The sequence below is a fragment of the Bacillus sp. JCM 19034 genome (assembly GCF_001310635.1).
Classification (GTDB): Bacteria; Bacillota; Bacilli; order Bacillales; family Bacillaceae_D; genus Halalkalibacter.
In genome coordinates this window covers 21,704-45,937 of the sequence record NZ_BAXR01000016.1, presented here as the reverse complement: position 1 = coordinate 45,937, position 24,234 = coordinate 21,704, and the positions used below count along the sequence as shown (strand labels likewise).

Below are 24,234 nucleotides of genomic sequence, written 5' to 3'. Positions count from 1 at the left end.
GACACAATCTGATTACAAAACAGGCATTATCGCCGCGATTTTTGCTATATATTATGGGGAGTTCTCCCTCTTTACTGGAAGCTGCTAGAGCCTGTCTCCGCGGCTGAGGTGTTAGCCCATCGTATTATTTGGTCACTTATTTTTATGCTTATTATTTTAACATGGAAACACCAATTACGAGTAGGGTTGTCTGATTTAAAACGGATATTTTCGAGCTGGAAACCAGCAGCTGGGATGATTCTCGCTTCATTCTTTATTTCATTAAACTGGTTTGTCTTTATTTGGGCTGTAAGCAATGACCGCGTGATCGAAGCTAGTCTTGGCTATTATATTAATCCATTACTTAATGTCATTCTATCCTTCCTATTTCTAAAGGAACGGTTTACTCGTTACCAAGTATACGCTATTATCTTTGCTTTTATCGGAGTAACGATTATGACGAGTTATTATGGCGTTGTTCCTTGGGTAGCCTTTTTGCTTGCTTTCTCATTCGGTGTTTACGGCTTAATGAAGAAACTTGTCCAAGTTGGGGCGATTGTTGGTTTAACTATTGAAACATTATTAATGACGCCGTTTGCTTTATTATTTGTAATATGGCTTTATCGTCAGCCTGGATATGTACAAGCTTTTTCAATGGGGGATCTAACGACAAGTGGTCTGTTAATTGGAGCAGGAGCAGTTACAGCGGTTCCATTATTGCTTTTTGCGATTGGAGCACGACGGATTTCGTTATCGTTAATTGGATTCCTACAATATATCGGACCAACGATTATGCTTTTTCTCGGTATTTTCCTCTACAACGAACCGTTTAGTAAAGTTCAATTTATATCTTTTATCTTTATTTGGATTGGATTATTTATTTTTACAGCGTCAAAAACAAAGCTATTTGAACGCCTGTTCCGTAAAACAAAACAGCAAAATGCCTAAACATAAAAAGAGAACGACCATAAGGCCGTTCTCTTTTTATGATCATTAAACTTAGCTTGGTATGTTGCAACTTCCCAATCTGTTACTGCAAGACGGAAGTCAGCACACTCTTTACGCTTAAGGTCGACATACTCACCAAATGCATGCTCACCTAGTGTCTTAGGACCAATCTCTCCGTTAGCAAAACGCTCAACAGCAGCTTCTAAGCTAGTAGGAAGATTTTCGATTCCACGAGCTTCGATTTCCTCTTGGCTCATGCTGAAGATATCTGCATCTGTTGCAGGAGCTACGTCTAGCTTACGCTCAACTCCATCTAAGCCAGCTGAAGCTACTACTGCAAATGCGAAATATGGGTTCGCAGCTGGGTCTGGACAACGGATCTCAACACGTGTACCTGCTCCGCGAGTAGCTGGGATACGAATTAACGCTGAACGGTTTGATGCAGACCAAGCAATGTAACAAGGTGCTTCATAACCAGGCACTAAACGCTTGTAAGAGTTAACTAGTGGGTTTGTAACCGCAACAAAATCTTTAACATGTGTCATTAAACCAGCAATGAATTGGTAAGCTGCTTCAGATAAACCTAGCTTATCAGACTCATCATAAAACGCATTCTCTTGCTTCTCGATATCAAATAGCGAAATGTTTGTGTGCATTCCACTTCCATTTTCACCAGATAGCGGCTTAGGCATAAATGTTGCGTGATAACCGAATTGTTGTGCAACTGTCTTAACGACCCACTTATAAGTTGTTGCAGCATCAGCAGAACTTAACGCATCCGCATACTTAAAGTTAATTTCGTGCTGACCGATCGCAACTTCGTGGTGAGATGCTTCGATTGTAAAGCCCATCATTTTCAAAGCTTTATAGATTTCAAGACGAACCTTTTCACCATAGTCTTTTGGAGATGTTTCGAAGTAACCACCAACATCTTGAGTACGCATTGTTGGTTGACCGTAATCATCTGTTTCAAATAAGAAAAACTCTAGCTCAGGTCCGACGCTAATTGAATAACCTTTATCTTCAGCACGCTCTACTGTTTTTTTTAGAACGTTACGTGGATCTCCTTCGAAGTCAGAACCATCAGGCTTCTTTACACTACATAAGAAACGAGCTTCAGAGTATCCATCCTGCTCCGTCCAAGGTAATACAGCAAATGTTGTTAAATCCGGATCTAAATATAAGTCTGATTGGTTAATAGGTGTGAAACCAGTAATAGAAGAACCATCAAACATAACTTTTCCTTCAACAACTTGATTAATTTGGTCAGAAGTAACGGTTACGTGCTTTAACGTTCCTTCGATATCAACGAATTGTACGTGTAATAGCTCAACATGCTTTTCTTTAATCGTTTCCTTTATCGACTCAATTAAACTTTCTCTTGTCGGTGTAGATACTGCCATCCTCTAACACTTCCTTTTCGTGTAATGTTTTGTGACATCAATTTGTTATGTCTACTTTATGATTTTCTCGATATCCCTGCAATGAGTATGTCAGATTATCTAACATACAAATATTATTCAACTATCAGTACAATGAAAAACTTCTAAAAAATGAAAAGGAAAGTTTTTTGACAGCAAAGCATATGTAAGGGGTTACATATCGTTTGGAATATTGTGAATTTTTTTTGAACAAACAATACATATTTTACAGGAAGGGACAGATTCATACTGTCATAGCAGCACTTATATGCTCTAGAGAGGATATGGCTGGATACATTTTTTAACTAGTACAAGTTAATTCATCTTTTCTTTTTGACTTCAAAAACTACTTCGAAAATGAATACAAATAAGGAAAGATGAATTTTTATAAAAGATAGAATCGTAACTAGAAAGTAATTTGTACATTTAATTAGTATACTTGTAAAGAACATACCGATTTTTCCTGAGATAAACTTAAAAAGATATGTGCAAATAATCATATTTGATTCCAACCTATAAATCAAATAAGATAGCTTATTGCTGAAAGAACGGTTATCACTCATTCCATTCATCCCGCTTCTAAAAAAAAGAGCTACCGATCCGCCTCAACACGGATTCGATAGCTATCTCACAATAGCTCGATACTACTGTGTGGTCTGCTGGTTGTTGCAGCATTCCAATAAAAGGGTAAGGGGATAACACTTGCACCTTTAATGTAGCAAGAAGCTCTATTACTGGCAAGCATATCTACCATTTCTTAAAAATCATTAAACAATTCCTTAACATTGTAACTGTATGTTTATACTTTATTAAGACTATTTACTATACGAACGCTTTTTACTCGAACGTCCACCTATTCTTCTGCTCCCACTACGTTCGTCTTTGCGTGAGTAAGATCGACGACGATCATCTCGGCGACGCGAAGAAGGCTTTCCACCATCACGACGTTTTTTGACTCTAAGTGGTGCCTCTGCTGTTAAGTTGACAGGTGTTGTATCAGGTTCTTTCGTTAATAATTTTAACGCTGCCGCTAAAGCAGTTGTCGCATCTGTTTCTTGCAACAAGCCTTTTGCCACCGCACGATATGCATCGCTATCATCTTCATTAATTGCTTGACGAATTTGTGTAATGGCCATTTCTTGTTGACCTTGAACCGCTTCTTCAAAAGTTGGCTTATGAAGCTTCGTCATTTTCTTATTTGACATTTTCTCGATTGCTTTGACATGATCCGTTTCACGTGGTGTCGCAAAGGTAACAGCAACTCCCGATTTACCCGCTCGTCCTGTTCTTCCGATACGGTGTACATAGCTTTCTGGATCTTGCGGCAAATCGAAATTATATACATGTGTTACACCACTGATATCTAATCCACGTGCAGCAACATCAGTTGCAACTAATACATCAATAGTACCTTGCTTAAATTTTCGTAATACACTATCACGCTTTGCTTGGTTTAAATCGCCATGAATCCCTTCTGCTCGATATCCACGCTTTACAAGAGCTTCTGATAACTCATCAACACGTCTTTTCGTTCGTCCAAACACAATCGCTAGCTCAGGATTTTGAATGGTGAGCATTCTTGTAAACACATCAAACTTTTCTTTTTCGTGGACCTCTACATAACCTTGTTCAATGTTTTCCATCGTCACTTCTTTTGCTTTGACAGCAATCGTCTCAGGGTTATTCATAAATTGCTGGGCTAGCTTTTCAATCCGTTTAGGCATTGTAGCAGAAAATAGTAACGTTTGTCTCTCCGTTGGAACTTCCTTTAAAATCGTTTCAATGTCTTCAATAAAGCCCATGTTTAACATCTCATCAGCTTCATCAAGAATGACTGTCTCCACTTGCTGTAAACGGATTGTCTTCCTTCTCATATGATCCATTAGACGACCAGGTGTTGCCACGACAATATGTGGATTTCGTTTTAAATCACGAATTTGCTTCCGCATGTCCTGGCCACCATACACGACAACCGTACGAACGCCTTTATGCTTACCAAATGAAACGAGGGACTCTGCGACCTGATTCGCAAGCTCTCGTGTAGGGGCAAGGATAAGTGCTTGAACATGCTCTTTTTCAACATCAATACGATGGACTAAAGGAATACCGAAAGCTCCTGTCTTTCCTGTTCCTGTTTGGGCTTGTCCAATAATATCTTTCCCTCTTAGAGCTGTTGGAATTGTCGCCGTTTGAATGGGAGTCGCCTCACTAAATCCCATATCCGTTAATGCACGAACGACATTATGATCTAACTCAAATTCATAAAAAGTTGCCAAATAAATAATCTCCTTTTAACCATAAATTTACAGCAGTATAGAAAAACTGCTATTTTGAAAGCATCATTAATCATAACACTACTAATAATAAGAAACAATTTATTTTTGTCCTCATTTTGAAAGTCTTAATTAATCTTCATTTTATTTATGAACCATTTATGCTTTTTTATACATGGATTTCTTATTTGCGGGAAAAGTAAAAGCAGCAATGAAATATGAAGGAGGCTCTTTATTTATGAATGAAGGATACTCACTTGGACAACTTTCACCAGAACCTTATTGGCGAGAATCAACCTCGCTAACATCTTATCCAGCATTAAATCAAGATATTGATGTCGATGTTGCAGTCGTCGGTGGTGGAATTACAGGGCTAACGAGTGCTTACCTATTAGCAAAGGAAGGCAAGAAGGTCGCTTTACTTGAGGCATCTACACTTGCAAATGGAACAACAGGGCATACAACAGCAAAAATTACCGCACAACACGGTTTGATTTATTATGAATTTCTCTCTCATTTTGGTCTTGACACAGCACGTTTATATTATGAGGCAGAAACATCAGCCATTCAATTTATCGAAGATCTTGTTGCAAAAGAATCGATAGAGTGCCACTTTACAAAACAAGATGCGATTTTATACACGACAATGAATCGCGGAGTTAGCAAGCTTGAAAGTGAATTTGAAACGTATAAGAAAATTGGCATTGATAGTGAATGGCGTGATACGCTCCCTTTAAGAAACGTACCTGTAAAAGCTGCTCTTATCATGAAAAACCAAGCACAGTTTCATCCAATCGAGTATATTGATCAACTCATCAAGCTATGTCAATCGTTAGGTGTACAAATATATGAACATACCGTCGTAAACGATATTAAAAACGGAGATAAGCAAACGATATTCTCAACAACCGACCACCAAGTATCAGCCGACGATGTCATTATTGCCTCGCATTTCCCATGTGTCGATGGAAAAGGACTTTATTTTTCAAGAATGTATGCTGATCGGTCATATATAGTTGCTGGATTTGTCCCTAATGAAGAATGTCCTGAAGGCATGTATTATAGTATTGATTCCCCGAGTCGTTCGTTACGATATACAACGGTCGGTGACCGTAAGCTGGCGATCATTAGTGGGGAATCTCATAAAACAGGGCAAGAAATCGATACCGATTTTCATTATGAAGCATTAGAGCAATTCGCTAATGAAATGTTCTCATCGTTTGAGCTTACGTATAAATGGTCAGCCCAAGACTTAACGACCCTTGATAAAATCCCATATATCGGTCCCATCTCACGTGGACACCGAAACATCTTTGTAGCAACAGGATATCGAAAGTGGGGAATGACAAATGGAACAATGGCCGCTCTCCTATTAACAGATTTAATCATGAAACGAGAAAATCGATTTGAAGCTGTTTTCCGCCCATCTCGCTTCGCTGCAGACCCTAGCTTACGCCAATTCATTTCACAAAATGCCGATGTTGCTAAACAACTGCTAAAAGGAAAATTCGACCAAGCAAACAGACAGCCTGAAGATGTTCAAATGGGAGAAGCAGCAGTTGTATCTGTCGATGGAAAACGAGCTGGAGCTTATCGTGATGAACAAGGACAGCTCCATGTTGTCGATACAACCTGTACCCATATGGGCTGTGAAGTTCATTGGAATGAGGGAGAACATAGCTGGGACTGTCCTTGCCACGGTTCACGTTTTTCACCTAAAGGCGAAGTCCTAGAAGGACCAGCGAAAAAGCCTTTAAAGTACCTAGACTAAGCGAATCTCCAACACTTATCTCTTTTACTTAAAAGAGGTGTCCCTCACAAATGAGAGAACACCTCTTTTCTACTTACTCTTTTGCCATCGTTTTACGCTTGAGAATGATTGCAAAAACACCAATCGTTAGAAGAATAGCTCCTAGCAACAGCAAACTATAGACGTTTGTAGCAGTTTCCGGTAATCGTTCTCCGTCACGGTCGTCTGTTCCTAGTTCACCGTCTCCATCTGTTCCTGGTTCACCATCTCCATCTGTTCCTGGTTCACCGTCTCCATCTGTTCCTGGTTCACCATCTCCGTCTGTTCCTGGTTCACCATCTCCGTCTGTTCCTGGTTCACCATCTCCGTCTGTTCCTGGTTCATTAGGCTCTTCCAATTCAGGTCGCATACTACCTGGGTTGCTATATAACTCTTCAATGTCATCTGCAGACAATGCAATACCATCAAAAATAATTAGCTCATCCATTAACCCTTGATAAGGATGATCCCAATGGTTTACACCGAGAGAAAATACAGAATCAGTCGTTGAAAAGACATTCGGGAAATTGTCACCCGTGAATGCTACATCTCCATTCAAATATAGATTTATTTCACCATTATCAACTGTAAATGCAACGTGTGTCCATTCTCCCGTTTTTATCGTCGTTCCTGTTGGGGCATCATAAAATGTCGTACTTCCAGACCAGATCATCGTTTGTCCGTCGGCTGGCCCACTCGGCACTAGACTTAACCAATTATTCTCAGTACGTGCACCAAAAAAGGTCGTTGTAAAATCTGTTAATTCTTCAGGGTTCAACCATAAAGAAACTGAATATTTATGACCTGAAATTAATCCATTTGGTAAACGTATACCAGATTCGCCATCAAAGTGAGCGGCTTTACCTACTACTCCATCAGCATAGGAAATTTGTCCACCTTCATGATGAATTCGATCCCCTGTTACAGTTCCATCTGCATGATTGCCGGTAAGGTCACTTAGGTGTTCATCAAAATCATAATATGCCGCTAATTGACCTTCTGAGTCTGCTAATACCGTAACGGTTAACTGTAACTCATCTACAACATCATTTAAAGAAATCGTTGCCGTTAATTGAACCGTCGTGTTTCCTTCACTTGCTTGTGGCTGATTTACATGCCCTTCAGATGAAATGATTTCTTCATCTGTTGAAGTCCATGAAATTTGTGCATCACGAGTAGCACTAGTTGGCAAATTCAAATGATCAATAACCGATGCAGGAATCATCCGTTCTAGTTCTTCCTTAATAGAAGCTACAATTTCTTCGTCCGTACCGCTTTCCGATTGACTTCCCCAAATTGTAATCCCTTCGGAAGACATCCCACTAAATGTCATCACCCAGCTATTAGTGACTGCATCCCATTGTTCAAGGAAAACACCATCAAAGCTCGATTCTTCTCCTTCAATAGTGATTGAAACACGGTAATCATCATACTTTTCCCACGTACCTTCAACAGAACCAGTTATTGTACCGTCCTCTGCTAAATGAACCCATGTCGATTCTACTAAATCAGATGAGACATCTTTTCCATGATTAATATATTTATAGTCACCAATTACTTCTTCCGTAGTAACTGCCCTTATTGTTTCACCTGCATAACGATGAGGTGTAATAACCGGCCAATCGTTACTATTTTCACCATTTGATGAACACGAATATAATGCATTTCACCTGTTTCAGGGAAACGAGCATGAAACACATTGAATTCCTTCCCTGTATCTTCCTCAATCAAGTATGAGTTATGCCCTGGAGACATATACCCTACACCGATACCCGATCCCGGCTCACCAATATCTCTTTTAAATAAGAAATTTCCAGTTAATTTATTTCCATGACCTGCATGTTCAGTTGCTTCTCCACGATTTGCCGGAAATCCTTCATCTAACTCATCCGGCAACACAGCAGGGACACCAGCAGCATCTTCGTACGGCCCTTCAGGACTTTCTGCTCTAAATTGACGCATATGGTAACCACCATCTGCACCGAGCCAGCCATAGGTTACGTATAAATAATAATAACCTGTCTCGTTGTCATAAACGACGTAAGGTCCCTCTCCAGAACGACCGTATCCGCCTGAAATTTTCGTTCCAAAGTAACGATCAATGATACGACCGTCCTCTGTTACTCCGTCTTCACCAGGATACATGAGCTGCCCAGTTTCCTTGTCTACTTCTAAAATGAAAATCCCACCAGCCCATGAACCGTATGTCATCCATAGCTTGCCATCTTCATCAAAGAAGAGGTTCGCGTCAATAGCATTTGTGTACAAATTGTAATTGTAACGGCCGTCTTCTGTGAACCAATTTTCATTTATTTCAGCAAATACACCTTCCTCAATTAGATCAGGTATATTCGTATTCGTCCATTCTTTATTAACAGAACTATTTTGATCATAAGCCTCGTGGTCAAAGAAGCCCGAATACATTACCGTATCAACATACTCATATGGTCCTTCAATATCTTTTGCAACCGCATATCCAATTGCCGAACGAATATACGTAGACGATGCACTGTAATACATCATATAAGCACCTGTTGTCCCATCTTCATGAACATAATGCTCATTCCAGATCACTTCAGGTGCCCACACCGCAAAACCACCTAAACTATCTGAATCATCTTCCCCTGCCCAGGCAAATGATCCAGCTAAATTCTCTGATAAATCACCAAACAGAGTATTATTCGGTGTTGTATAACCATTCGTAAAATTCTCCCAATTAATTAAATCAGATGATTTAGCTGCATCAATATGCGTTCCAAACGCATAATACTTATCGTCTACCTTAATTATTGATGGATCGTGTGCTGATGCCTCTCTAAATTGTGGTACAGCCTGTTCCACTTCGGTTGAATTTGCTGCGAAGGCAGCAGTCGGCATGATTAATAATAATATTAACGATAAAAAACCCATTTTTTCCTTATTTTTTCCCTCAATTTCTTAGCTCCTCTCTTTTTTAAAAAACATGAATCATCTCAGTGTATCTTCGCTGTTAAAAACGCTTCCAAAGAAAGCAACCGCTTACAGTTAACGCTTCCATTTACACCTCCATTAATGAGATTCACATCTATTAATATTAATAAATGTATGAAATATTCACTTTGGAATTAACAATACTATAAATGATTTAGAATCTCAAGAGTTTGTTTACTATTCTTACTCATACCTTTGACCTATTTTCCATTACATATGCTAATGTCTTTTATACTAAAAGAGTAAAAAAATTTATTCTAATAATAAAGAAGCACTTGGCTGATAACGTGCTCACAACCAAGTGCTAATTATTATTTAGAATGATCATATTCCTTTTTAGGTACATGGAGCTCAAGCAAATAGCCATCCGGATCTTGACAAAAGATTTGTGCAAAACCACTTTTACTTTGCGGCTTCTCTAGTATGTTAACGTCTTTCTCCTTTAACCATTCGATTGTATCATGATAGCTCTCTACTCGAATAGCAAAGTGCGGATTACGTGAATGAGTTTCTTTTGGAAGCGAAGGTAGGCGATTTTCATCAACGATCAGATGAAGCTGCCCCGCGCCAATTTCAAACCATGCACCTGGAAAATCAAAGTCTGGTCTCAATTTGCTTTAATCCGATTACATCTCGGTAAAATGCAATTGAGCGATCTAACTTGCGACATACGATACTAACGTGATGGAGTGCTTAATTTTGATCATATAAATCAATCCCTTACCTGATACTTTACTTATCCATTTTCAATTTGGCTAACGCATCAGCTAACGCCGAATTGGTAAACTCTTTGTCGTTCTGCTTTTTCATATATTGATTTACTTCGCGCTTAGACACTTTACCGTGTTGATTTTTCTTTCTTCTCTCCTGGAAGGTCGACATTTTTTCTCGGTGTCCACATACACAAGCAAAGGTTTGTCCTTCTCCCTCACCCCATAGCTCCATCTTCTTTTTACAATTAGGACAACGGGCATTCGTCGTTTTTGAGATGTTTTTCTTATATCCACATCCAGGGTCCTGACAGACGCGGCGTTTCCCATGTTTATTTTCTAATTCAAGCAATAGTTTTCCACATTGTGGACAAGGTGTTCCTGTCACATTATCATGCTTAAAGGTTTCCTTGCTCTGCTTAATTTCCGTTACGATGGTTGTGGCATACTGCTTCATTTCCGCAATAAAGACATTTTTATCTAGTTTCCCTTTTGCGATTTGGTCAAGCTTCTGCTCCCATTGTGCAGTTAAAGCGGGCGACTTCAGTTCACTCGGGACGAGCTCAAGTAATTGTTTTCCCTTCTTCGTTATAACTAAATCTTTGCCTCGCTTCTCCATTAACTGTGTATTCAACAGCTTTTCAATAATATCGGCACGTGTAGCGACAGTACCAATCCCACCCGTATTTCCTAGTGTCTTCGCTAAATCGTTATTACCTTCCTCCAAGAACGCTGCTGGCTTTTCCATTGCACTCAGTAATGTCGCTTCCGTTAACCTAGCAGGTGGCTTCGTTTGCCCCTTATCGACAAAGATCCTTTTGACTTGTAAATCGTCACCTTTACTAAACTTTGGTATGATCGTTTTCCCTTCTTGTTCTTCCTGCTCGTTGACGATCTTCCAACCTATCGTTAATGGACGTTGACCCTTCGTTATAAACAGCTCTCCATTTGCTTCTGCTATGATTGTTGTCTGCTCATATTCATATGCTGGAAGTAAATTGGCTAAAAACCGTCTAACGATTAAGCGATAAAGTTTTGCTTCTTTATCAGAAAGTGATGCTGTTGGACTTTGCTCAGTTGGAATAATCGCATGGTGGTCAGTTACTTCCTTATCATTTATACATGCTAGCTTTGTTGAAAGCTGCTGTTTCTTTACTTGTAATACAGCTTTTCGGAAAGGCTGAATATCACAAGCCTTCAAACGATCAAAAAGAGAATCTACTAGATCAGCTGACAAATAACGTGAATCGGTTCTTGGATACGTAATAACCTTATGCTGCTCATAAAGGCGTTGCAAGCTAGATAACGTTTCTTTAGCAGAATAGCCATAACGCTGATTTGCTTCCCTTTGCAGCTCCGTTAAATCGTACAGTGCTGGAGCATACGTTTTCTTCTTTTTCACATCGATATTAGTCACTTTTAGTGGCATCTGCTTGAGTTTATCTTTAAGCTCGTGTGCCCTTTGTTCATCAAACATCCGCTTTTCATTTGATGAATGGTGCTGCCATTGTAACGAAACCCCATTTTGCAATTCGGCAAATAGCTCATAGTATGGCTTCGGCTTAAAACGTTGGATATCACGCTCACGCCTTGCAACCATCTCTAACGTCGGAGTTTGAACACGCCCACAAGACAATTGTGCGTGGTATTTTGTCGTCAATGCACGTGTTCCATTGATCCCAACATACCAATCGGCTTCTGCACGAGCTACAGCGGAGTCATATAAGCCATTATATTCACGACCATCCTTTAGGCGTTGAAACCCTTCTTTAATCGCTCGATCAGTTACAGATGAAATCCATAAACGTTTAAGTGGCTTTTTCACACGAGCCTTTTCTAAAATCCAACGAGCTACAAGCTCACCTTCACGCCCAGCATCTGTCGCAATAATAATTTGCTTGACGTCCTGACGATTTAATTGGGCTTGTACAGCACGAAATTGTTTACTCGTTTGCTTGATAACTTCAAGCTTTAGCTTTGGCAGCATCGGTAGCGTATCAAGTTTCCACGTCTTATACTGCTCTCCATATTTTTCGGGCTCGGCTAATGTCACTAAATGCCCAAGTGCCCATGTGACAATGTAACGATCCCCTTCGATATACCCATTCCCTTTTTTCTGACATTTCAGTACGCTTGCTATATCTCTTGCTACAGAAGGTTTTTCTGCTAAGACTACCGTTTTACTCATGTAAACAACTCCAAATGTTTTTAGTATGTTATTGGGTTTCCTTTTCATTGTCATTATTTTAGCTCAAAATAATACCGATAATGAAGCTCACACCGTTCATTAAAGGGGTGATTACAGTTTGGACAATGGAAACCCGCTTGCAAATAGGCTAAAATCGTTAACTCCGTTTGACAAGCTCCACAAAATACCGCCTTCTCATGAAACTCTTCTTTTTTCCATAAAGTCGACTTATGACCGGCAAGTTCATTATGGCATTCTATACAAGCATAATACATCAGACAACATCGATGTTTAATCGCGATCACATCTTTTTCCGAATGATAATGAATACATCTTGTTTCTTTATCTATCTTTAATCCGTACACATTCGCTATCTTACTCATCTTCTCCCCCTTGAACGAGTAGCTTTCTTAATCCTCTTTCATATAATCCTTTAAGATAGCAATTTCTTGGTTTAGCTCCTCATCAATCCGCGACATTATTTTATCTATGATGTCATCACTATCCATATCCCAAACAACACCTTGAATCATATATTCGTGCCAAATTTCTTCTACTTGTTGATCAACTGGGGTTAAGCGAGGTTCAACTGTTTTTTCCATCACTGAATGATAAAGTTTCTGAACTTCTTGACCTCCAAAGAACTCACTTTTTTGCTCCAGTGTTTCAGGAGATGTACGAGCTGGAATATAAGCCGGGACAGAACCATATGATCCATACATAGAATGTTCAAACACTAGGTGCTCAATGTATGCCCATGCTGCTTCTTTATGTTCGCTAGCTGCTGGAATCGCGACAATGTTACCGTTATCCCAAACATGTAAATCGAGTGGTAATCTTGTTACTCTCCACAATCCATTTTGCTCTGGAGCAATTCCTTTAATCTGCTCTTCTCCCCATGTACCTTGGTAAAACATAGCAAAACGATCCTCTCGCAAAGCTTGTTGACCATTTTCGTCATATAGATTAAAGCCTGGGCTCAGCCCCTCTCGATTCACTATTTTGGCTAACTCCAAAGACTCCTTTACATCATCATTGTTTCTTAGAAAATTCATATTATGATCAAATAACCCAGATTGGCGCCCCGTTAATTCGGCTATTTCTGTTATCCATTGTATCATCCATTTATCATCTTGCTTTAACGTCCTCGCCATCTCTAACCAATTTGTTGCATCTGACATATATTCAGCAAGCTCTTCTGGTTCCGTAGGGTATCCGTATGGCTCAAGAAGGTCTGGCCGGTAAAATGTTACGACTGGCGAGGTCGAAAACGGGATACCGATCATTTTCTCTCGATCGAACGATTGACCTAATTGCCATAGTGATTCAGGAATGCTCTGCTCATAACTAGCCAAGTTATAAGGAGGCTCTAACAAATTTTCTAAACCTCCTATGTCAATAAAGTTAGAAAAGTGTGCACTACTAAAGACCATTATATCTGGACCATACCCGTTAAATAGTGCCTGAAAATAAACATCTTCATATTGATCGTATGGAAATTCTTTCACTTCGATTGAAACATTAGGATACTCTTTTCGAAAATCGTTGATTGAATACTCCCATCCACTGTCGTAAAACGACCACATCGTTAATTGAACATCTTCGGTTTTCCATTCTTCTAAATCTAGATCCCCCGTTACATCGTTAGTTGCAAGTTTATCATCGCTATCGTGGCAACCACAACAGAAAAGTACAACGACTAATCTAATCATTAATTTCCTCATTAAGTTCCCTCACTTATTAAAGAATGCTTATGTTCAACAAGGTATTCGATTAGCTGGTTTTCCGACATCGGCTTACTATAATAATAGCCTTGTAATTCATGACAACCTATTTTACGTAATAACAAACTCTCTTCCTCTGTTTCTACTCCTTCAGCAACAACATTTAATTGTAATGTTTGTGCGAGTTCAATAATCATTTTTACGACAGCTGCTTTCTTTTCATCCCTCTCAATTCCTGTTATAAATTGACGATCTAACTTAACCTCATTAATTGGTAAATGCAGTAGTTGATTTAAAGAAGAATAACCTATTCCAAAGTCATCAATTGAAACCTTAACACCAAGCTGTTGAATTTGATCCATTATTGAAATAATACCAGTTGTGTTTTGGTTAAACACACTTTCTGTAATCTCAATTTTCAACCTTGATGGGTCGAGCCCTGTTTCTACTAGAGTCTCTTTTAATATTGTTAGAATTCGCTCTTGATGAAAGTGCTTTGCAGATATATTTACTGATACTGAAATCGGTATATTTGTTTTTCTTTCGATTTCCTTTGCCTTTAAACACGCATTAAGTAATCCCCATTGATCAATTTCGTAAATGATCCCAACTTCTTCTGCTATCGTTATGAACTTATTCGGTGGTACCGATCCAAGAGTCGGGTGCGTCCAACGCATCAACACTTCAAAGCTGGTGATTTTCTCTGTATTTGTTGATACTTTCGGTTGATAATATAGCTCTAATTGTTCGTGACGCAATGCATCCCTTAATCCATTTTCAATTAACATTCTTTCTTCAAATGTTGCTTTCATACTTTCATCAAAGAAACGCATCGTTGTACCACCTTGGTCCTTTGAGCTATACATCGCCATATCAGCAAACTTGACAATTGTATCCATGTCTTGTCCATGATCAGGATACATACTGACACCGATACTTGCACTTACATATAAAGGCATATCCTTTACTTCTATCGGTTCTATAAATACTCTCTCAAGCTGATTAGATAGTTCTTTTAGCTCACCACCTTTGACAGGGTGGACTACTATCGTAAATTCATCTCCTCCTAATCGGTACACTTGAACATGAGTTGATGCTAGATATTCTAATCGTTTCGCAACTCTAAATAATAGTTCATCTCCGGCAGCATGTCCTAACGTATCATTAATTTGTTTAAATTGATTTAAATCAACAAATATAACGGCAAAACGATCATTTTTATTCGTTTCAATTATTTTCTTTATTGAGAGTTGGAATTGAAGCCTATTTGGCAAACCTGTTAACATGTCATAGTAAGCATATTGATGCAATGTTTTTTCTGATGCTTTCAACTTTTCCGCTTGTTCCTTTAACTGTTCATTCATCTCTTCTTTTTCATTGAACATAGAAACTAGCTTCTTAGACATATGTTTAAAATTACGCACGAGTGAATGAATTTCATATATTCTACTATTCGGCCATTGGATGTTGCTTTTTTGTTTTAGTTTTTTTGGTAATCCTGTTGTCGTAGCAGCTAGATTGTTAAAACGATCAATGAGTATTCGATTTAAAATATATACAACTACCATTGCAATCATGACAAAAACGATAAACGTTTGAAATTGGGCAATATAAGCGTCAAACATTCTTTGCTGAAAATAAGAAATAGGAAATATAACAAGTGCTGACAATTGGCCGACACTTAGGTCCCGCCCATAAATGTAATACCCATTTCCCCATCCGACTAATTCATTTGTATAATCATCAGGCAAAAACCGATAAAAACGAGTTGATAGCTCATTTTCAACATACCTACCTTCGATATGTTCTAATGCGATCATTTTCCTAGAAGTAATATCACTTGCTATAACGACTTCGTTTTGCCGATCAACTATGGCAACATGATACCACTCTTCTCCCGCATATTTATGGATCATATCTTCTAGATAACCTCTTTGGAGGACTCCATGTAGCTGTAACTTTTTTAAATCATCTTGTCGCCAATTTAGCAACTCTAAATCAAAGCTATTGATCGTACTAATAGCCGCATGTTTTACTTGATCCTTTTCTAATTGATGGGATTGGAAATTGGTAATCCCAACAATTAAGATAAACGGAACAATAACCATCGTGATCATAAAGTGAAAGAGAATTTGATGAATATATATTTCCCCTCTACGTTGATCACGTCGATTAGAAATCCATTTATGAAAAGGGATATAGGCTAATAGAACGTCAGCAAGTAACGCGTTGAATAAACCATTTGTGAACTCTATCAGCGTTTGGAAATGGAAAGCGTTTTCAATATGAGGTGTATATAACAAATAATCTAATAATAGAGATAGCGGAGCTCCAACTACTACCCAAAAGATGAGGTCCCATACAACTAGATTTCCACGCTTCATAATCATTGCTAGAGCACTTACACAAATCAATTCTATAATAAAAACAATCTCGAATAATGGCGTTTGAAAAAAGAAAACTAGAATAAAATGAATTATTACCGCGGAAATAATCGTTTTATGTATACCATATAATCTTAAAATTAAGAAAAAACCAACACTTGAAAAGCTAATAGAGACACCTAACATAAAGGGAGCACTGTATAACTTTAATAAGAAAGTCAATATAATTAATAGTGCTAAAATAACATAATGTCCTATTGAAAAGGGAAATAATTGTTTACTATTCATGAATGTACCTCCATTCCCTTTATGAATATAATTCAATAGTACCTAATTCCTAGTCAATATTCAATCAACCTAAAAAATTTTAAATAGTAATGAAAACGAACAATTGGTCTATTTCCTTCATTTTTCAGCCGAGCATTATAGGGCTAGCTTAAATTTCTATGACGATAGTCACCAAAATAAAAAAGCCTATTAGTAAAAAGATAGCCCTTTACTGCGGCCACTCACTAATAGGCTTAGCCTTATTTTACTTGTAACTCTCCATCAGAACTGCTAATAACGCGGTAAAGTTCAGGACGGCGATCACGGAATAACCCCCACTCTGCTCGCATTAGATCCAATTCATCTAAATTAAACTCTTCTATTAAGATAGCTTCATCTGTACGATTTGCTTCCTGCAACTTCTTCCCTTGCGGACTAGCGATAAAGGAAGATCCGTAAAACGTAATCGATGAATCCTCTTCGGTTTCGACACCAATTCGATTAGATGCAATGACTGGAACTATGTTACAAGCTGCATGTCCAAGCATACACGTTTGCCAATGATCCTTTGAGTCGATTGATGAATCATATGGCTCTGATCCAATTGCTGTAGGGTATAATAATAGTTCTGCACCCATTAACACCATGCTTCTTGCCGCTTCAGGAAACCATTGGTCCCAGCAAATACCAACACCAATTTTAGCATATGCCGTATCCCACACTTTAAAGCCGGTATCACCTTGGTTAAAATAAAATTTCTCCTCATAGCCTGGTCCATCTGGAATATGACTTTTTCTATACGTATCCAATAAACGTCCATCGGCATCAATAACAACTAACGAATTGTAGCGGGCATTGTTTTTGCGTTCATAAAAGCTTATTGGTAAAACAACCTTAAGCTCACTCGCAATTTGTTTAAAATGCTGAATCGCTTTGTTTTGTTCAATGGTTGTCGCTAGTTGATAATATTCGATTTTTTCCTTTTGGCAAAAGTATGGTGTTTCAAACAACTCTTGTAGGAGGATAATTTGTGCACCTTGCTCTGCCGCTTTTCTAACAAGTCGTTCTGCTTTTTCAATATTCGTTTGAATATGATCAGAACAGCTCATTTGCGTTGCTGCAACAACTACTTTCCTCAACGTCAATCACCCCTTAATCATTTGTTGGGTCATACAGTGAACGTTACCGCCTTCTTTAATAATCGCTAATCCATTAACGGTACGAATCGTTCGATTTGGAAATGTTCTTTGTAATACTTTAATTGCGGCTTGATCTGTTTCTTTAGCATCGCCGCCAAATATAGGTAATATAATCCCGCCATTTACAAAATAAAAGTTCACATAGCTTAATGTTAAACGCTGATCTCCAATATATGCGGACGGCGGTTGTTCAATTTCAATGATGTCAAGCTTTCTTCCTTTTGCATCACGTTCGCTTTTTAAAATTGCTAAATTCTCTTGCGTAATTTCGTAATTTTCATCTGCTTTATCCGAGCATACTTGGATAATTACTTTCCCGGGAGATGCAAAGCAAGCGATATTATCAATATGGCCGTCAGTTTCATCACCGCATAAGCCCTCTTCAACCAAATCACTTTCTCTATTCCTAAGACGTCCTTTACGAAACGTTCAATCTCTTCTTTATTTAAATGCGGATTTCGATTTTCATTAAGTAAGCATTCTTCCGTTGTTAACAAAGTCCCTTGACCATCAACATGGAATGATCCGCCTTCCATAACAAGGGGAACATCGATCTTCTCAAGTTGAAAATGATCAATCAAACGGGCTGCGACTTGCTCATCTAAATCATAAGGAGTGTATTTCTCACCCCACGCATTAAATTTCCAATTTACCGCCAATACGTTACGATGTTCATCACGAACAAATGTCGGACCATTATCACGTAACCAGGCATCATTGTGATCAATAGCAACGACATCAACTTGCTCATGTTGAAAACGTGCCCGTACTTGCTCTTGCTCATCTGGAACAGCTAGTATTGTTACTGGCTCAAATTCAGCTATCGCTTCAATAATTTCGCTGTATCCAGCTACAACCTTCTCATAATCCTCAGGATACACCATTGATTCCTTTACTGGCCATGAAATGAATGTCCGCTCATGAGCTTCCCATTCAGCAGGCATAAATAACCGTTTACTCATTTCATCCATCTCTTTCTCGTGAAATACTTGCAAGCACCATCTTACCGTAAAATAATATATGGTACAATAAGAAAAAAGCCGGAAACAAACTTCCTTAGCATCGTACGCTTTTAGGCTTTAAGTTTCTCTAATACCAACTCGTTCACCACTCTTTGCTGATCGTAGTGCTGCTTCCGTGACTTTAAATGTTTGATATGCATCTTCATAGCTAGAGAGAATTTTCGATCGATCTCCTGTTTGTACAGCATGGAGAAAGGCTGTACTCTCACGTTCATATGGATTAACCTCATTGTCATAGTCAGTCTCTTCATTTCCAAGCTTGACCGACACCCGTTCAGGATTCCACTCAAGTAAACCGTTACTCGTATAAACAGAAAGTCCGACTTCCGATACATGTCCAGGCAATACGCACGTATTATTAATAGAGGCAACAGCACCATTCTCTAAGGTTAGTGTAACTGCACCGACATCCGCTACGGAGACACCGTCATATTTTTTTTGAATTGATGTCGTTGCATAGGACGCATATACATCCGTTACTTCACCAATGACATACCTTACTAAGTCCACTATATGAGTTGTTTGTTCTATAAACTGACCTCCGGATCGCTTTTGATCACGCCACCACGCTACTTCCGGCATACTCCCCATCCATTTGCCGATCAACATCCCCACTCTCTCACCTTGTAGTACCCGCTTCATTTGTTGAACCGAGTTCTGATAACGGAAATGATAGCCAACTGACGTTATTAAGTTGTCTCGTTTTATTTGTTCGACGAGACGGCGTGGCTCTTCATCGCTCACACCTAGTGGCTTTTCAACGAGAAAAGGAATATTCCGATCAATTGCCGCCTGCTCAACCTTTCCATGAGCATAGGGAGGGACACAAATATAAAGAGCGTCAACTTCTTCCGTATCAAGCATAACATCAACATTATCGTAACCGTTTGCATTAAATTCATTCGCAACTTGTCCCGCCTTTTCTATACTCGTCCCACAAAACGCACTAACTAGTACCCCATTCATGGCTTCCAATATCTTCGCATGCATACGGCTAAAACCACCAGTCCCGACAATCGCTACTTTTAAGCTCATTATTTATTACCTCACTTTTATATTTTATTCTTGAAATATAACTACTTAATAAACGCAATCGTACTTTATTACGACAGTTTAGCTTCATTTCCTTTTTATTTTTATTAAATTGTGAAGTTTCGTATAGAACCGAAATCCTCATTGAATACACACCTATAACCATAGAACAGCTTCATTACATATAAACAACTTAATAAAGTTGATTAATAGAGGTAGATTCTCTTGCTAGAAGCTTTCCTCAAATATAAAATCAACATCTGTTTTTGTTATAGCTTCAAAAAACGGTCATTTAACTTCTCCTGATAAAGTTTGTTGTTACACCCATACAAAATTAACATCACCTTAAAAGAGCATGTTTACTAATAATCCGCCAATCCTAAAAAAATCGTAAATATTATCGACACTCTAAAAAGCTAAAAGTATAATAAAATGAATAAGATTAATAATCATACGTAAGCATCTTTCCTTAAAAACAATTTGCTCGAACATAACACATGCTGCTTTCATAAAAATAACGAGCAAAAGCACGGCTTAACTTTTTCTGAAAATAGGAGGATTCATTATGAAAGCAGTCATTTGTACAAAATACGGTTCACCAGAAGTGCTCCAAATAAAAGAAGTAGAAAAACCGAAACCGAAAGACAATGAGGTTTTAATAAAAGTATTTGCAACCACTGCCCACGTTGGTGATACTCGAATTAGAAAGGCCGATCCGTTTTTAGTAAGGATTATGTTCGGTTTATTCAAACCTAAGAAAGATTTAATGCTAGGGATCGAAATCTCTGGTATGGTTGAAGCTGTAGGAAAAAATGTCACATCATTTAAAAAAGGAGACAGTATATTTGCATTAACTGGATTTAAATTCGGAGGATATGCCGAATATATATGTCTACCTGAAAGAGTGAAGGATGGAAGTCGAGAAAGCAAAGGCTTATCGCCATTATTCCTAACAACTTATCTTATGAAGAAGCTGCAGCAGTCCCTTCTGGTGGACTTACTGCTTTAAAAAACCTCCAAAAAGCCAAGGTCCATAAAGGACAAAAAATATTAATTAATGGTGCGTCTGGTAGTCTAGGGACGTTTGCTATTCAACTTGCGAAATACTACGGAGCTGAAGTCACAGCGGTATGTAGCAAACAAAACTTCGAACTCGTAAAATCAATTGGTGCCGACAGAGTCATTGATTATACGAAAGAGGACTTTACCAAAAGTGAATATACATACGATATCGTCTATGATGCCGTTATGAAATCTAACTACTTGCAATGCAAACGTATTTTATTAAAAAATGGTGTATTTCTAAACAATAATCGTCTCCCCAAAATAAAAGAAGACGATTTATCATTCCTTAAAAGCCTGATTGAGACAAAAAAAATAAAACCGATTATCGACAGAAATTATTCTTTTGATCAAATGGCCAAAGCTCATGAATATGTTGATACAGGGCGTAAGAAAGGAAATGTTACAATAACTGTTAACGTCACAACTTAGACTACACGACCTTACTACGATAATTCCATCTCCATAATGGTCGATACTTCTTTAAATCCCATTCTATTATATAAATTCTTTGCTTGATTGTTTGCAAACACATTCAAATGTACGGTTTCATATCCACGTTGGCGGAGCTCTTCTATTGCAAAGCTCATTAACAACGACCCGTAGCCTTTGTTACGACTAGTAGGTAATACAAATAGCTCAAAAATCATTCCACTACGTACGTGCTTAAAAGGGGCAATCGTCTCACCGAACACAATCCAGCCACAAATTTGATTATGATCAATTACCCAATACTCGCACGGTCCAAACCCATTCGTTAGCATATGATGATCTGCTGGTAAATAACCGACTGTCGCCTCTTCTTGAACTTTTGCCGCTAACTCTTTAATTCTAGCTTGTTCATATTCAGTTGCTTGTCGTATCTTCAAGATCAACGCCTCCCTCCATTGCTTTACATTATTCAAACGAAGAAGGAGATGTTAACGTCTTTTTCAAACATCCATTAGAACATGTTATGATAGTATTAAAGATTTTAAGTAAGGTGGGGTTCTATGAATTGGATATCAGCTTCGGAAAAAAGAAACTTCCTAAAATGGTTTCTTACTCAACACCAGCTTAAACATAAGGATGCACGAATGTTACTAGAGAATATCATTAATAAGCATCACATTTTGGAAAATGTTACATTCACTGAATCTATACAACCACGTGAACGTACGATTGTCATTTCAAGCACTAGCTCTGATGAGGTTGGTTTTATTTATTATTACCATAACCAGAAGACAGAAGATGTCTCAAAGGCACTTGGTGATTTGTTGGCTAACCCTTCACATAAAATTTACCTAATTCTACACTTCTATGGTAAACAGTCGAATCAACGTTACGTTCAACTCGTTGAAACACCTAGACGAGATTCCTTTAAACGCTACAAACAATTTAAACAAGATATTAATGAAGTTGACGCACTCATAGAACTAACATTATTAAAAAATCAAATTAACGAAGCACTCGATAACCGTGATAAAGCGAGGTTCCGGATACTAGCTAGCCGACTAGAGAAATTACAGAACCAATTGCGAGCCGAAAGCACATACTCGTGAACTTTATAGAACAGTTAAAAAGGCGTGTCTTTATTGACACACCTTCTACATTGCGGCTTTAAGCCCATCTAAGTACATTACGTACATCTAGTAAACTTTGACATGTAAACGTTGCTTCATCAGGCTTTTCGTTATTCTCGTATGAACTTACTCCTGAATGTAATAAAATGGTATCTATCCCCATTCTATTGCCCATTCGAATATCCGTATATGGTGAATCACCAATGATGACTGTCTCGGCTAATGCATGCTGATTCTTACGTTTTATTGCCGTAATCATCCAATTAGTAGGTTCCCCATCGTCATCGCTTTCATTCCAGTCGGACGCTCAAGTACTGCTAACAGTGAGCCGGTATCTGGTGCTCTCCCCTCTTTTATTGGACAATATAAGTCTGCATTCAAGCCAACTAAGGAGGCTCCAGCATCGAGCGATTGTAAAGCTTTCGCAAAATGTGCATATGTTATTTCCTGACTCATTGCCACTAATACATGAGAAATATCTTCGCCCTTTTTTAATTCATCTAAACTTTTGGCCTGCCAACCTAATGAAACAATTTTATCTTTTATTTGACGATTAGCTAATGTAAATACTGTCTCAACCTTTTCTTCTGCTTCTAAAAATCATTAATGGCATCAATTGGTGTTACGATCTCGTGCTTGTTAATTAGAAGTCCCATTTTCATAAGACGCTCAAAAATTTGTAAGTGTGAATCCGCTGGATTGTTTGTCGCTAAAATGATCTGTTTCTGTTGTTGACGTAAAAGAATGAGAAGCTCTTTTGCACCAGGCAAAACTTCATCACCTCTAATTAACGTGCCATCAATATCAAGGATAAATGTTTGATACGTTTTCACTGTCCATTCCTCCTGCTTCTCACTCTGTTCGTATAGATATTGAGAAATAACGTATAGTAACAAATGACCTGTTACAAAAAGGAGTGATCTTGATGAAAAATAACATTTCAAGTACACAAACACAAAATCCAATTGCTCAAGCCCAACAGTCGATTGAGCATGCCCATCATGCAATCAGACAAGCACAATCACACCCTAGTCCAGAATTGATTGAACAAGCTCAAAACTCACTAGAACGAGCGGAGCATTCCGTTCAACAAGCAGCAAATGTTGATAATGATGCTGCCTACGAGCTACTCAGGGAGGACCTTGCTCAGGAAGTCGCAGCTTTGCAAGAGGTCAAGACTCAATAAACGTAAAGGTATGAGAGCTTTTTCGATCTCATACCTTTTCATCCTTACGTCGTTAATACTTCAATCGGATATCCGATAAATAAACCTGTTTCGACAACACCTGGTATTGCTTTAATATCACGCTCAAATGTTTCAGGAATCTCGTTAAAGCGTACATCTAGAATTAAATTTCCCGCTTCGGTAATAATTGGACCATCTTTACCAACAGCCATTCGTAGTTGGATATCTTCTGCATTTAACAAAGTTAGCTCTGTTTCAACTAAATGAAGTGCGCGTGGATCAACTTCAACTGGAACAGGAAATTTTTCTCCGAGCCTTGATACAAATTTAGACTGATCAACTAATATGTAATTTTCCGAACATGACTTTATGACAAGTTTCTCAGCAAACATTGCTCCCCCACGACCTTTGATTAAGCTCTTTTTGGATCTACTTCATCAGCACCATCAAATGACCAATCGGGACGTGCATTTAAAAGTGTTGTTGTCGGCAAGCCTAATGTTGAACATGCCATTGAA

The 24,234-nt window shown here is 38.4% G+C and carries 20 protein-coding genes and 4 pseudogenes; 5 read left to right on the top strand and 19 right to left on the bottom strand.

Going from position 1 to position 24,234, the window contains the following annotated elements; all coding sequences use genetic code 11:
* The first annotated feature begins 48 nt into the window (after nucleotides 1-48).
* Entirely contained in the window at nucleotides 49-927 is an 879-nt protein-coding gene (gene rarD, locus JCM19034_RS16445) for an EamA family transporter RarD (protein WP_197276430.1), read from the top strand.
* Here rarD and glnA read toward each other — a convergent pair.
* Entirely contained in the window at nucleotides 924-2,330 is a 1,407-nt protein-coding gene (glnA, locus tag JCM19034_RS16440) for a type I glutamate--ammonia ligase (protein ID WP_062051433.1), read from the bottom strand. The two genes, rarD and glnA, sit on opposite strands and share 4 nt — an antisense overlap.
* Nucleotides 2,331-3,163: 833 nt before the next feature.
* Nucleotides 3,164-4,624 (bottom strand): DEAD/DEAH box helicase, encoded by a 1,461-nt coding sequence (locus tag JCM19034_RS16435; protein ID WP_062051431.1) that lies wholly within the window; start codon nucleotides 4,622-4,624, stop codon nucleotides 3,164-3,166.
* A 235-nt stretch (nucleotides 4,625-4,859) separates the two neighbouring features.
* Here JCM19034_RS16435 and JCM19034_RS16430 point away from each other — a divergent pair, with 235 nt between their 5' ends.
* Entirely contained in the window at nucleotides 4,860-6,392 is a 1,533-nt protein-coding gene (locus tag JCM19034_RS16430; protein ID WP_062051429.1) for an FAD-dependent oxidoreductase, read from the top strand.
* Between the two features lie 73 nt (nucleotides 6,393-6,465).
* On the opposite strand, the gene JCM19034_RS23500 is transcribed toward JCM19034_RS16430, so the two are convergent.
* From JCM19034_RS23500 to JCM19034_RS16380, 12 genes and pseudogenes are all read right to left on the bottom strand, one after another.
* Entirely contained in the window at nucleotides 6,466-7,743 is a 1,278-nt protein-coding gene (locus JCM19034_RS23500; protein WP_062051427.1) for a LamG domain-containing protein, read from the bottom strand.
* A 15-nt stretch (nucleotides 7,744-7,758) separates the two neighbouring features.
* A pseudogene (locus JCM19034_RS23495) lies at nucleotides 7,759-7,965 on the bottom strand (lipocalin-like domain-containing protein); the annotation flags it as partial.
* Between the two features lie 23 nt (nucleotides 7,966-7,988).
* The gene (locus JCM19034_RS23490; RefSeq protein WP_062051425.1) at nucleotides 7,989-9,320 is read right to left on the bottom strand and encodes a family 43 glycosylhydrolase; all 1,332 of its coding nucleotides are present in this window, start codon (nucleotides 9,318-9,320) and stop codon (nucleotides 7,989-7,991) included.
* A 371-nt stretch (nucleotides 9,321-9,691) separates the two neighbouring features.
* On the bottom strand, nucleotides 9,692-9,991 hold the full coding sequence (locus JCM19034_RS16415) for a VOC family protein (RefSeq protein ID WP_370622133.1): 300 nt from the start codon (nucleotides 9,989-9,991) through the stop codon (nucleotides 9,692-9,694).
* Nucleotides 9,975-10,055 carry a hypothetical protein gene (locus tag JCM19034_RS25265; protein ID WP_370622141.1) on the bottom strand — a complete coding sequence of 27 codons (81 nt, stop codon included), beginning with the start codon at nucleotides 10,053-10,055 and terminating at the stop codon, nucleotides 9,975-9,977. The genes JCM19034_RS16415 and JCM19034_RS25265 overlap by 17 nt, the downstream gene beginning before the upstream one ends.
* A 57-nt stretch (nucleotides 10,056-10,112) precedes the next feature.
* Entirely contained in the window at nucleotides 10,113-12,278 is a 2,166-nt protein-coding gene (locus JCM19034_RS16410) for a DNA topoisomerase III (protein WP_156324024.1), read from the bottom strand.
* A 53-nt stretch (nucleotides 12,279-12,331) separates the two neighbouring features.
* Nucleotides 12,332-12,661, bottom strand: coding sequence for a CHY zinc finger protein (locus JCM19034_RS16405; RefSeq protein ID WP_062051423.1), 330 nt, complete (start codon nucleotides 12,659-12,661; stop codon nucleotides 12,332-12,334).
* Nucleotides 12,662-12,688: 27 nt separating this feature from the next.
* The gene (locus tag JCM19034_RS16400; protein WP_062051422.1) at nucleotides 12,689-14,002 is read right to left on the bottom strand and encodes an ABC transporter substrate-binding protein; all 1,314 of its coding nucleotides are present in this window, start codon (nucleotides 14,000-14,002) and stop codon (nucleotides 12,689-12,691) included.
* Nucleotides 14,002-16,674, bottom strand: coding sequence for a bifunctional diguanylate cyclase/phosphodiesterase (locus JCM19034_RS16395; RefSeq protein WP_062051419.1), 2,673 nt, complete (start codon nucleotides 16,672-16,674; stop codon nucleotides 14,002-14,004). Before JCM19034_RS16395 ends, JCM19034_RS16400 begins: the two co-directional genes overlap by 1 nt.
* A 239-nt stretch (nucleotides 16,675-16,913) precedes the next feature.
* Complete coding sequence (aguB, locus tag JCM19034_RS16390; protein ID WP_062051417.1) at nucleotides 16,914-17,792, bottom strand: N-carbamoylputrescine amidase; 879 nt, start codon at nucleotides 17,790-17,792, stop codon at nucleotides 16,914-16,916.
* 6 nt (nucleotides 17,793-17,798) lie between these two features.
* A pseudogene (locus tag JCM19034_RS16385) lies at nucleotides 17,799-18,823 on the bottom strand (agmatine deiminase family protein).
* A 108-nt stretch (nucleotides 18,824-18,931) separates the two neighbouring features.
* Nucleotides 18,932-19,909, bottom strand: coding sequence for a Gfo/Idh/MocA family protein (locus JCM19034_RS16380; protein WP_062051415.1), 978 nt, complete (start codon nucleotides 19,907-19,909; stop codon nucleotides 18,932-18,934).
* 562 nt (nucleotides 19,910-20,471) lie between these two features.
* On the opposite strand from JCM19034_RS16380, the pseudogene JCM19034_RS16375 reads away from it, so the two are divergent.
* Nucleotides 20,472-21,400 (top strand): annotated as a pseudogene (locus tag JCM19034_RS16375) (NAD(P)-dependent alcohol dehydrogenase).
* A 14-nt stretch (nucleotides 21,401-21,414) separates the two neighbouring features.
* On the opposite strand, the gene JCM19034_RS16370 reads toward JCM19034_RS16375, so the two are convergent.
* Nucleotides 21,415-21,837 (bottom strand): GNAT family N-acetyltransferase, encoded by a 423-nt coding sequence (locus JCM19034_RS16370; RefSeq protein WP_062051413.1) that lies wholly within the window; start codon nucleotides 21,835-21,837, stop codon nucleotides 21,415-21,417.
* 123 nt (nucleotides 21,838-21,960) lie between these two features.
* On the opposite strand from JCM19034_RS16370, the gene JCM19034_RS16365 reads away from it, so the two are divergent.
* Entirely contained in the window at nucleotides 21,961-22,509 is a 549-nt protein-coding gene (locus tag JCM19034_RS16365) for a YpiB family protein (protein WP_062051411.1), read from the top strand.
* A 58-nt stretch (nucleotides 22,510-22,567) separates the two neighbouring features.
* Here the strand turns inward: JCM19034_RS16365 and JCM19034_RS16360 are convergent, their stop codons facing one another.
* The 3 genes from JCM19034_RS16360 to JCM19034_RS22400 form a co-directional block, all read right to left on the bottom strand.
* Nucleotides 22,568-22,789: an HAD hydrolase-like protein gene (locus JCM19034_RS16360; protein ID WP_062051409.1), complete on the bottom strand. Its 222-nt coding sequence runs from the start codon at nucleotides 22,787-22,789 to the stop codon at nucleotides 22,568-22,570.
* Nucleotides 22,786-22,986 carry a hypothetical protein gene (locus JCM19034_RS16355; protein WP_156324023.1) on the bottom strand — a complete coding sequence of 67 codons (201 nt, stop codon included), beginning with the start codon at nucleotides 22,984-22,986 and terminating at the stop codon, nucleotides 22,786-22,788. Before JCM19034_RS16355 ends, JCM19034_RS16360 begins: the two co-directional genes overlap by 4 nt.
* A 137-nt stretch (nucleotides 22,987-23,123) precedes the next feature.
* A complete protein-coding gene (locus tag JCM19034_RS22400) occupies nucleotides 23,124-23,363 on the bottom strand; it encodes an HAD hydrolase family protein (protein ID WP_062051405.1) in 240 nt (79 codons plus the stop codon).
* A gap of 92 nt (nucleotides 23,364-23,455) precedes the next feature.
* On the opposite strand from JCM19034_RS22400, the gene JCM19034_RS21925 reads away from it, so the two are divergent.
* The gene (locus JCM19034_RS21925; RefSeq protein ID WP_062051403.1) at nucleotides 23,456-23,716 is read left to right on the top strand and encodes a hypothetical protein; all 261 of its coding nucleotides are present in this window, start codon (nucleotides 23,456-23,458) and stop codon (nucleotides 23,714-23,716) included.
* A 44-nt stretch (nucleotides 23,717-23,760) separates the two neighbouring features.
* Here JCM19034_RS21925 and rpiA read toward each other — a convergent pair.
* Nucleotides 23,761-24,230, bottom strand: a pseudogene (gene rpiA / locus JCM19034_RS16340) (ribose 5-phosphate isomerase A).
* Nucleotides 24,231-24,234 lie beyond the last annotated feature (4 nt).

What these genes read in the sequence shown, in the direction of transcription:
- JCM19034_RS16355 (WP_156324023.1), bottom strand. Translation starts at nt 22,986, where the DNA reads ATGAGTCAGGAAATAACATATGCACATTTTGCGAAAGCTTTACAATCG.
- JCM19034_RS21925 (WP_062051403.1), top strand. Translation starts at nt 23,456, where the DNA reads ATGAAAAATAACATTTCAAGTACACAAACACAAAATCCAATTGCTCAA.
- JCM19034_RS16395 (WP_062051419.1), bottom strand. Translation starts at nt 16,674, where the DNA reads ATGAATAGTAAACAATTATTTCCCTTTTCAATAGGACATTATGTTATT.
- JCM19034_RS23500 (WP_062051427.1), bottom strand. Translation starts at nt 7,743, where the DNA reads ATGACATTTAGTGGGATGTCTTCCGAAGGGATTACAATTTGGGGAAGT.
- JCM19034_RS16430 (WP_062051429.1), top strand. Translation starts at nt 4,860, where the DNA reads ATGAATGAAGGATACTCACTTGGACAACTTTCACCAGAACCTTATTGG.
- JCM19034_RS16410 (WP_156324024.1), bottom strand. Translation starts at nt 12,278, where the DNA reads ATGAGTAAAACGGTAGTCTTAGCAGAAAAACCTTCTGTAGCAAGAGAT.
- glnA (WP_062051433.1), bottom strand. Translation starts at nt 2,330, where the DNA reads ATGGCAGTATCTACACCGACAAGAGAAAGTTTAATTGAGTCGATAAAG.
- JCM19034_RS16400 (WP_062051422.1), bottom strand. Translation starts at nt 14,002, where the DNA reads ATGAGGAAATTAATGATTAGATTAGTCGTTGTACTTTTCTGTTGTGGT.
- JCM19034_RS16380 (WP_062051415.1), bottom strand. Translation starts at nt 19,909, where the DNA reads ATGAGCTTAAAAGTAGCGATTGTCGGGACTGGTGGTTTTAGCCGTATG.
- JCM19034_RS16365 (WP_062051411.1), top strand. Translation starts at nt 21,961, where the DNA reads ATGAATTGGATATCAGCTTCGGAAAAAAGAAACTTCCTAAAATGGTTT.
- JCM19034_RS23490 (WP_062051425.1), bottom strand. Translation starts at nt 9,320, where the DNA reads ATGGGTTTTTTATCGTTAATATTATTATTAATCATGCCGACTGCTGCC.
- JCM19034_RS16360 (WP_062051409.1), bottom strand. Translation starts at nt 22,789, where the DNA reads ATGATTACGGCAATAAAACGTAAGAATCAGCATGCATTAGCCGAGACA.
- JCM19034_RS16405 (WP_062051423.1), bottom strand. Translation starts at nt 12,661, where the DNA reads ATGAGTAAGATAGCGAATGTGTACGGATTAAAGATAGATAAAGAAACA.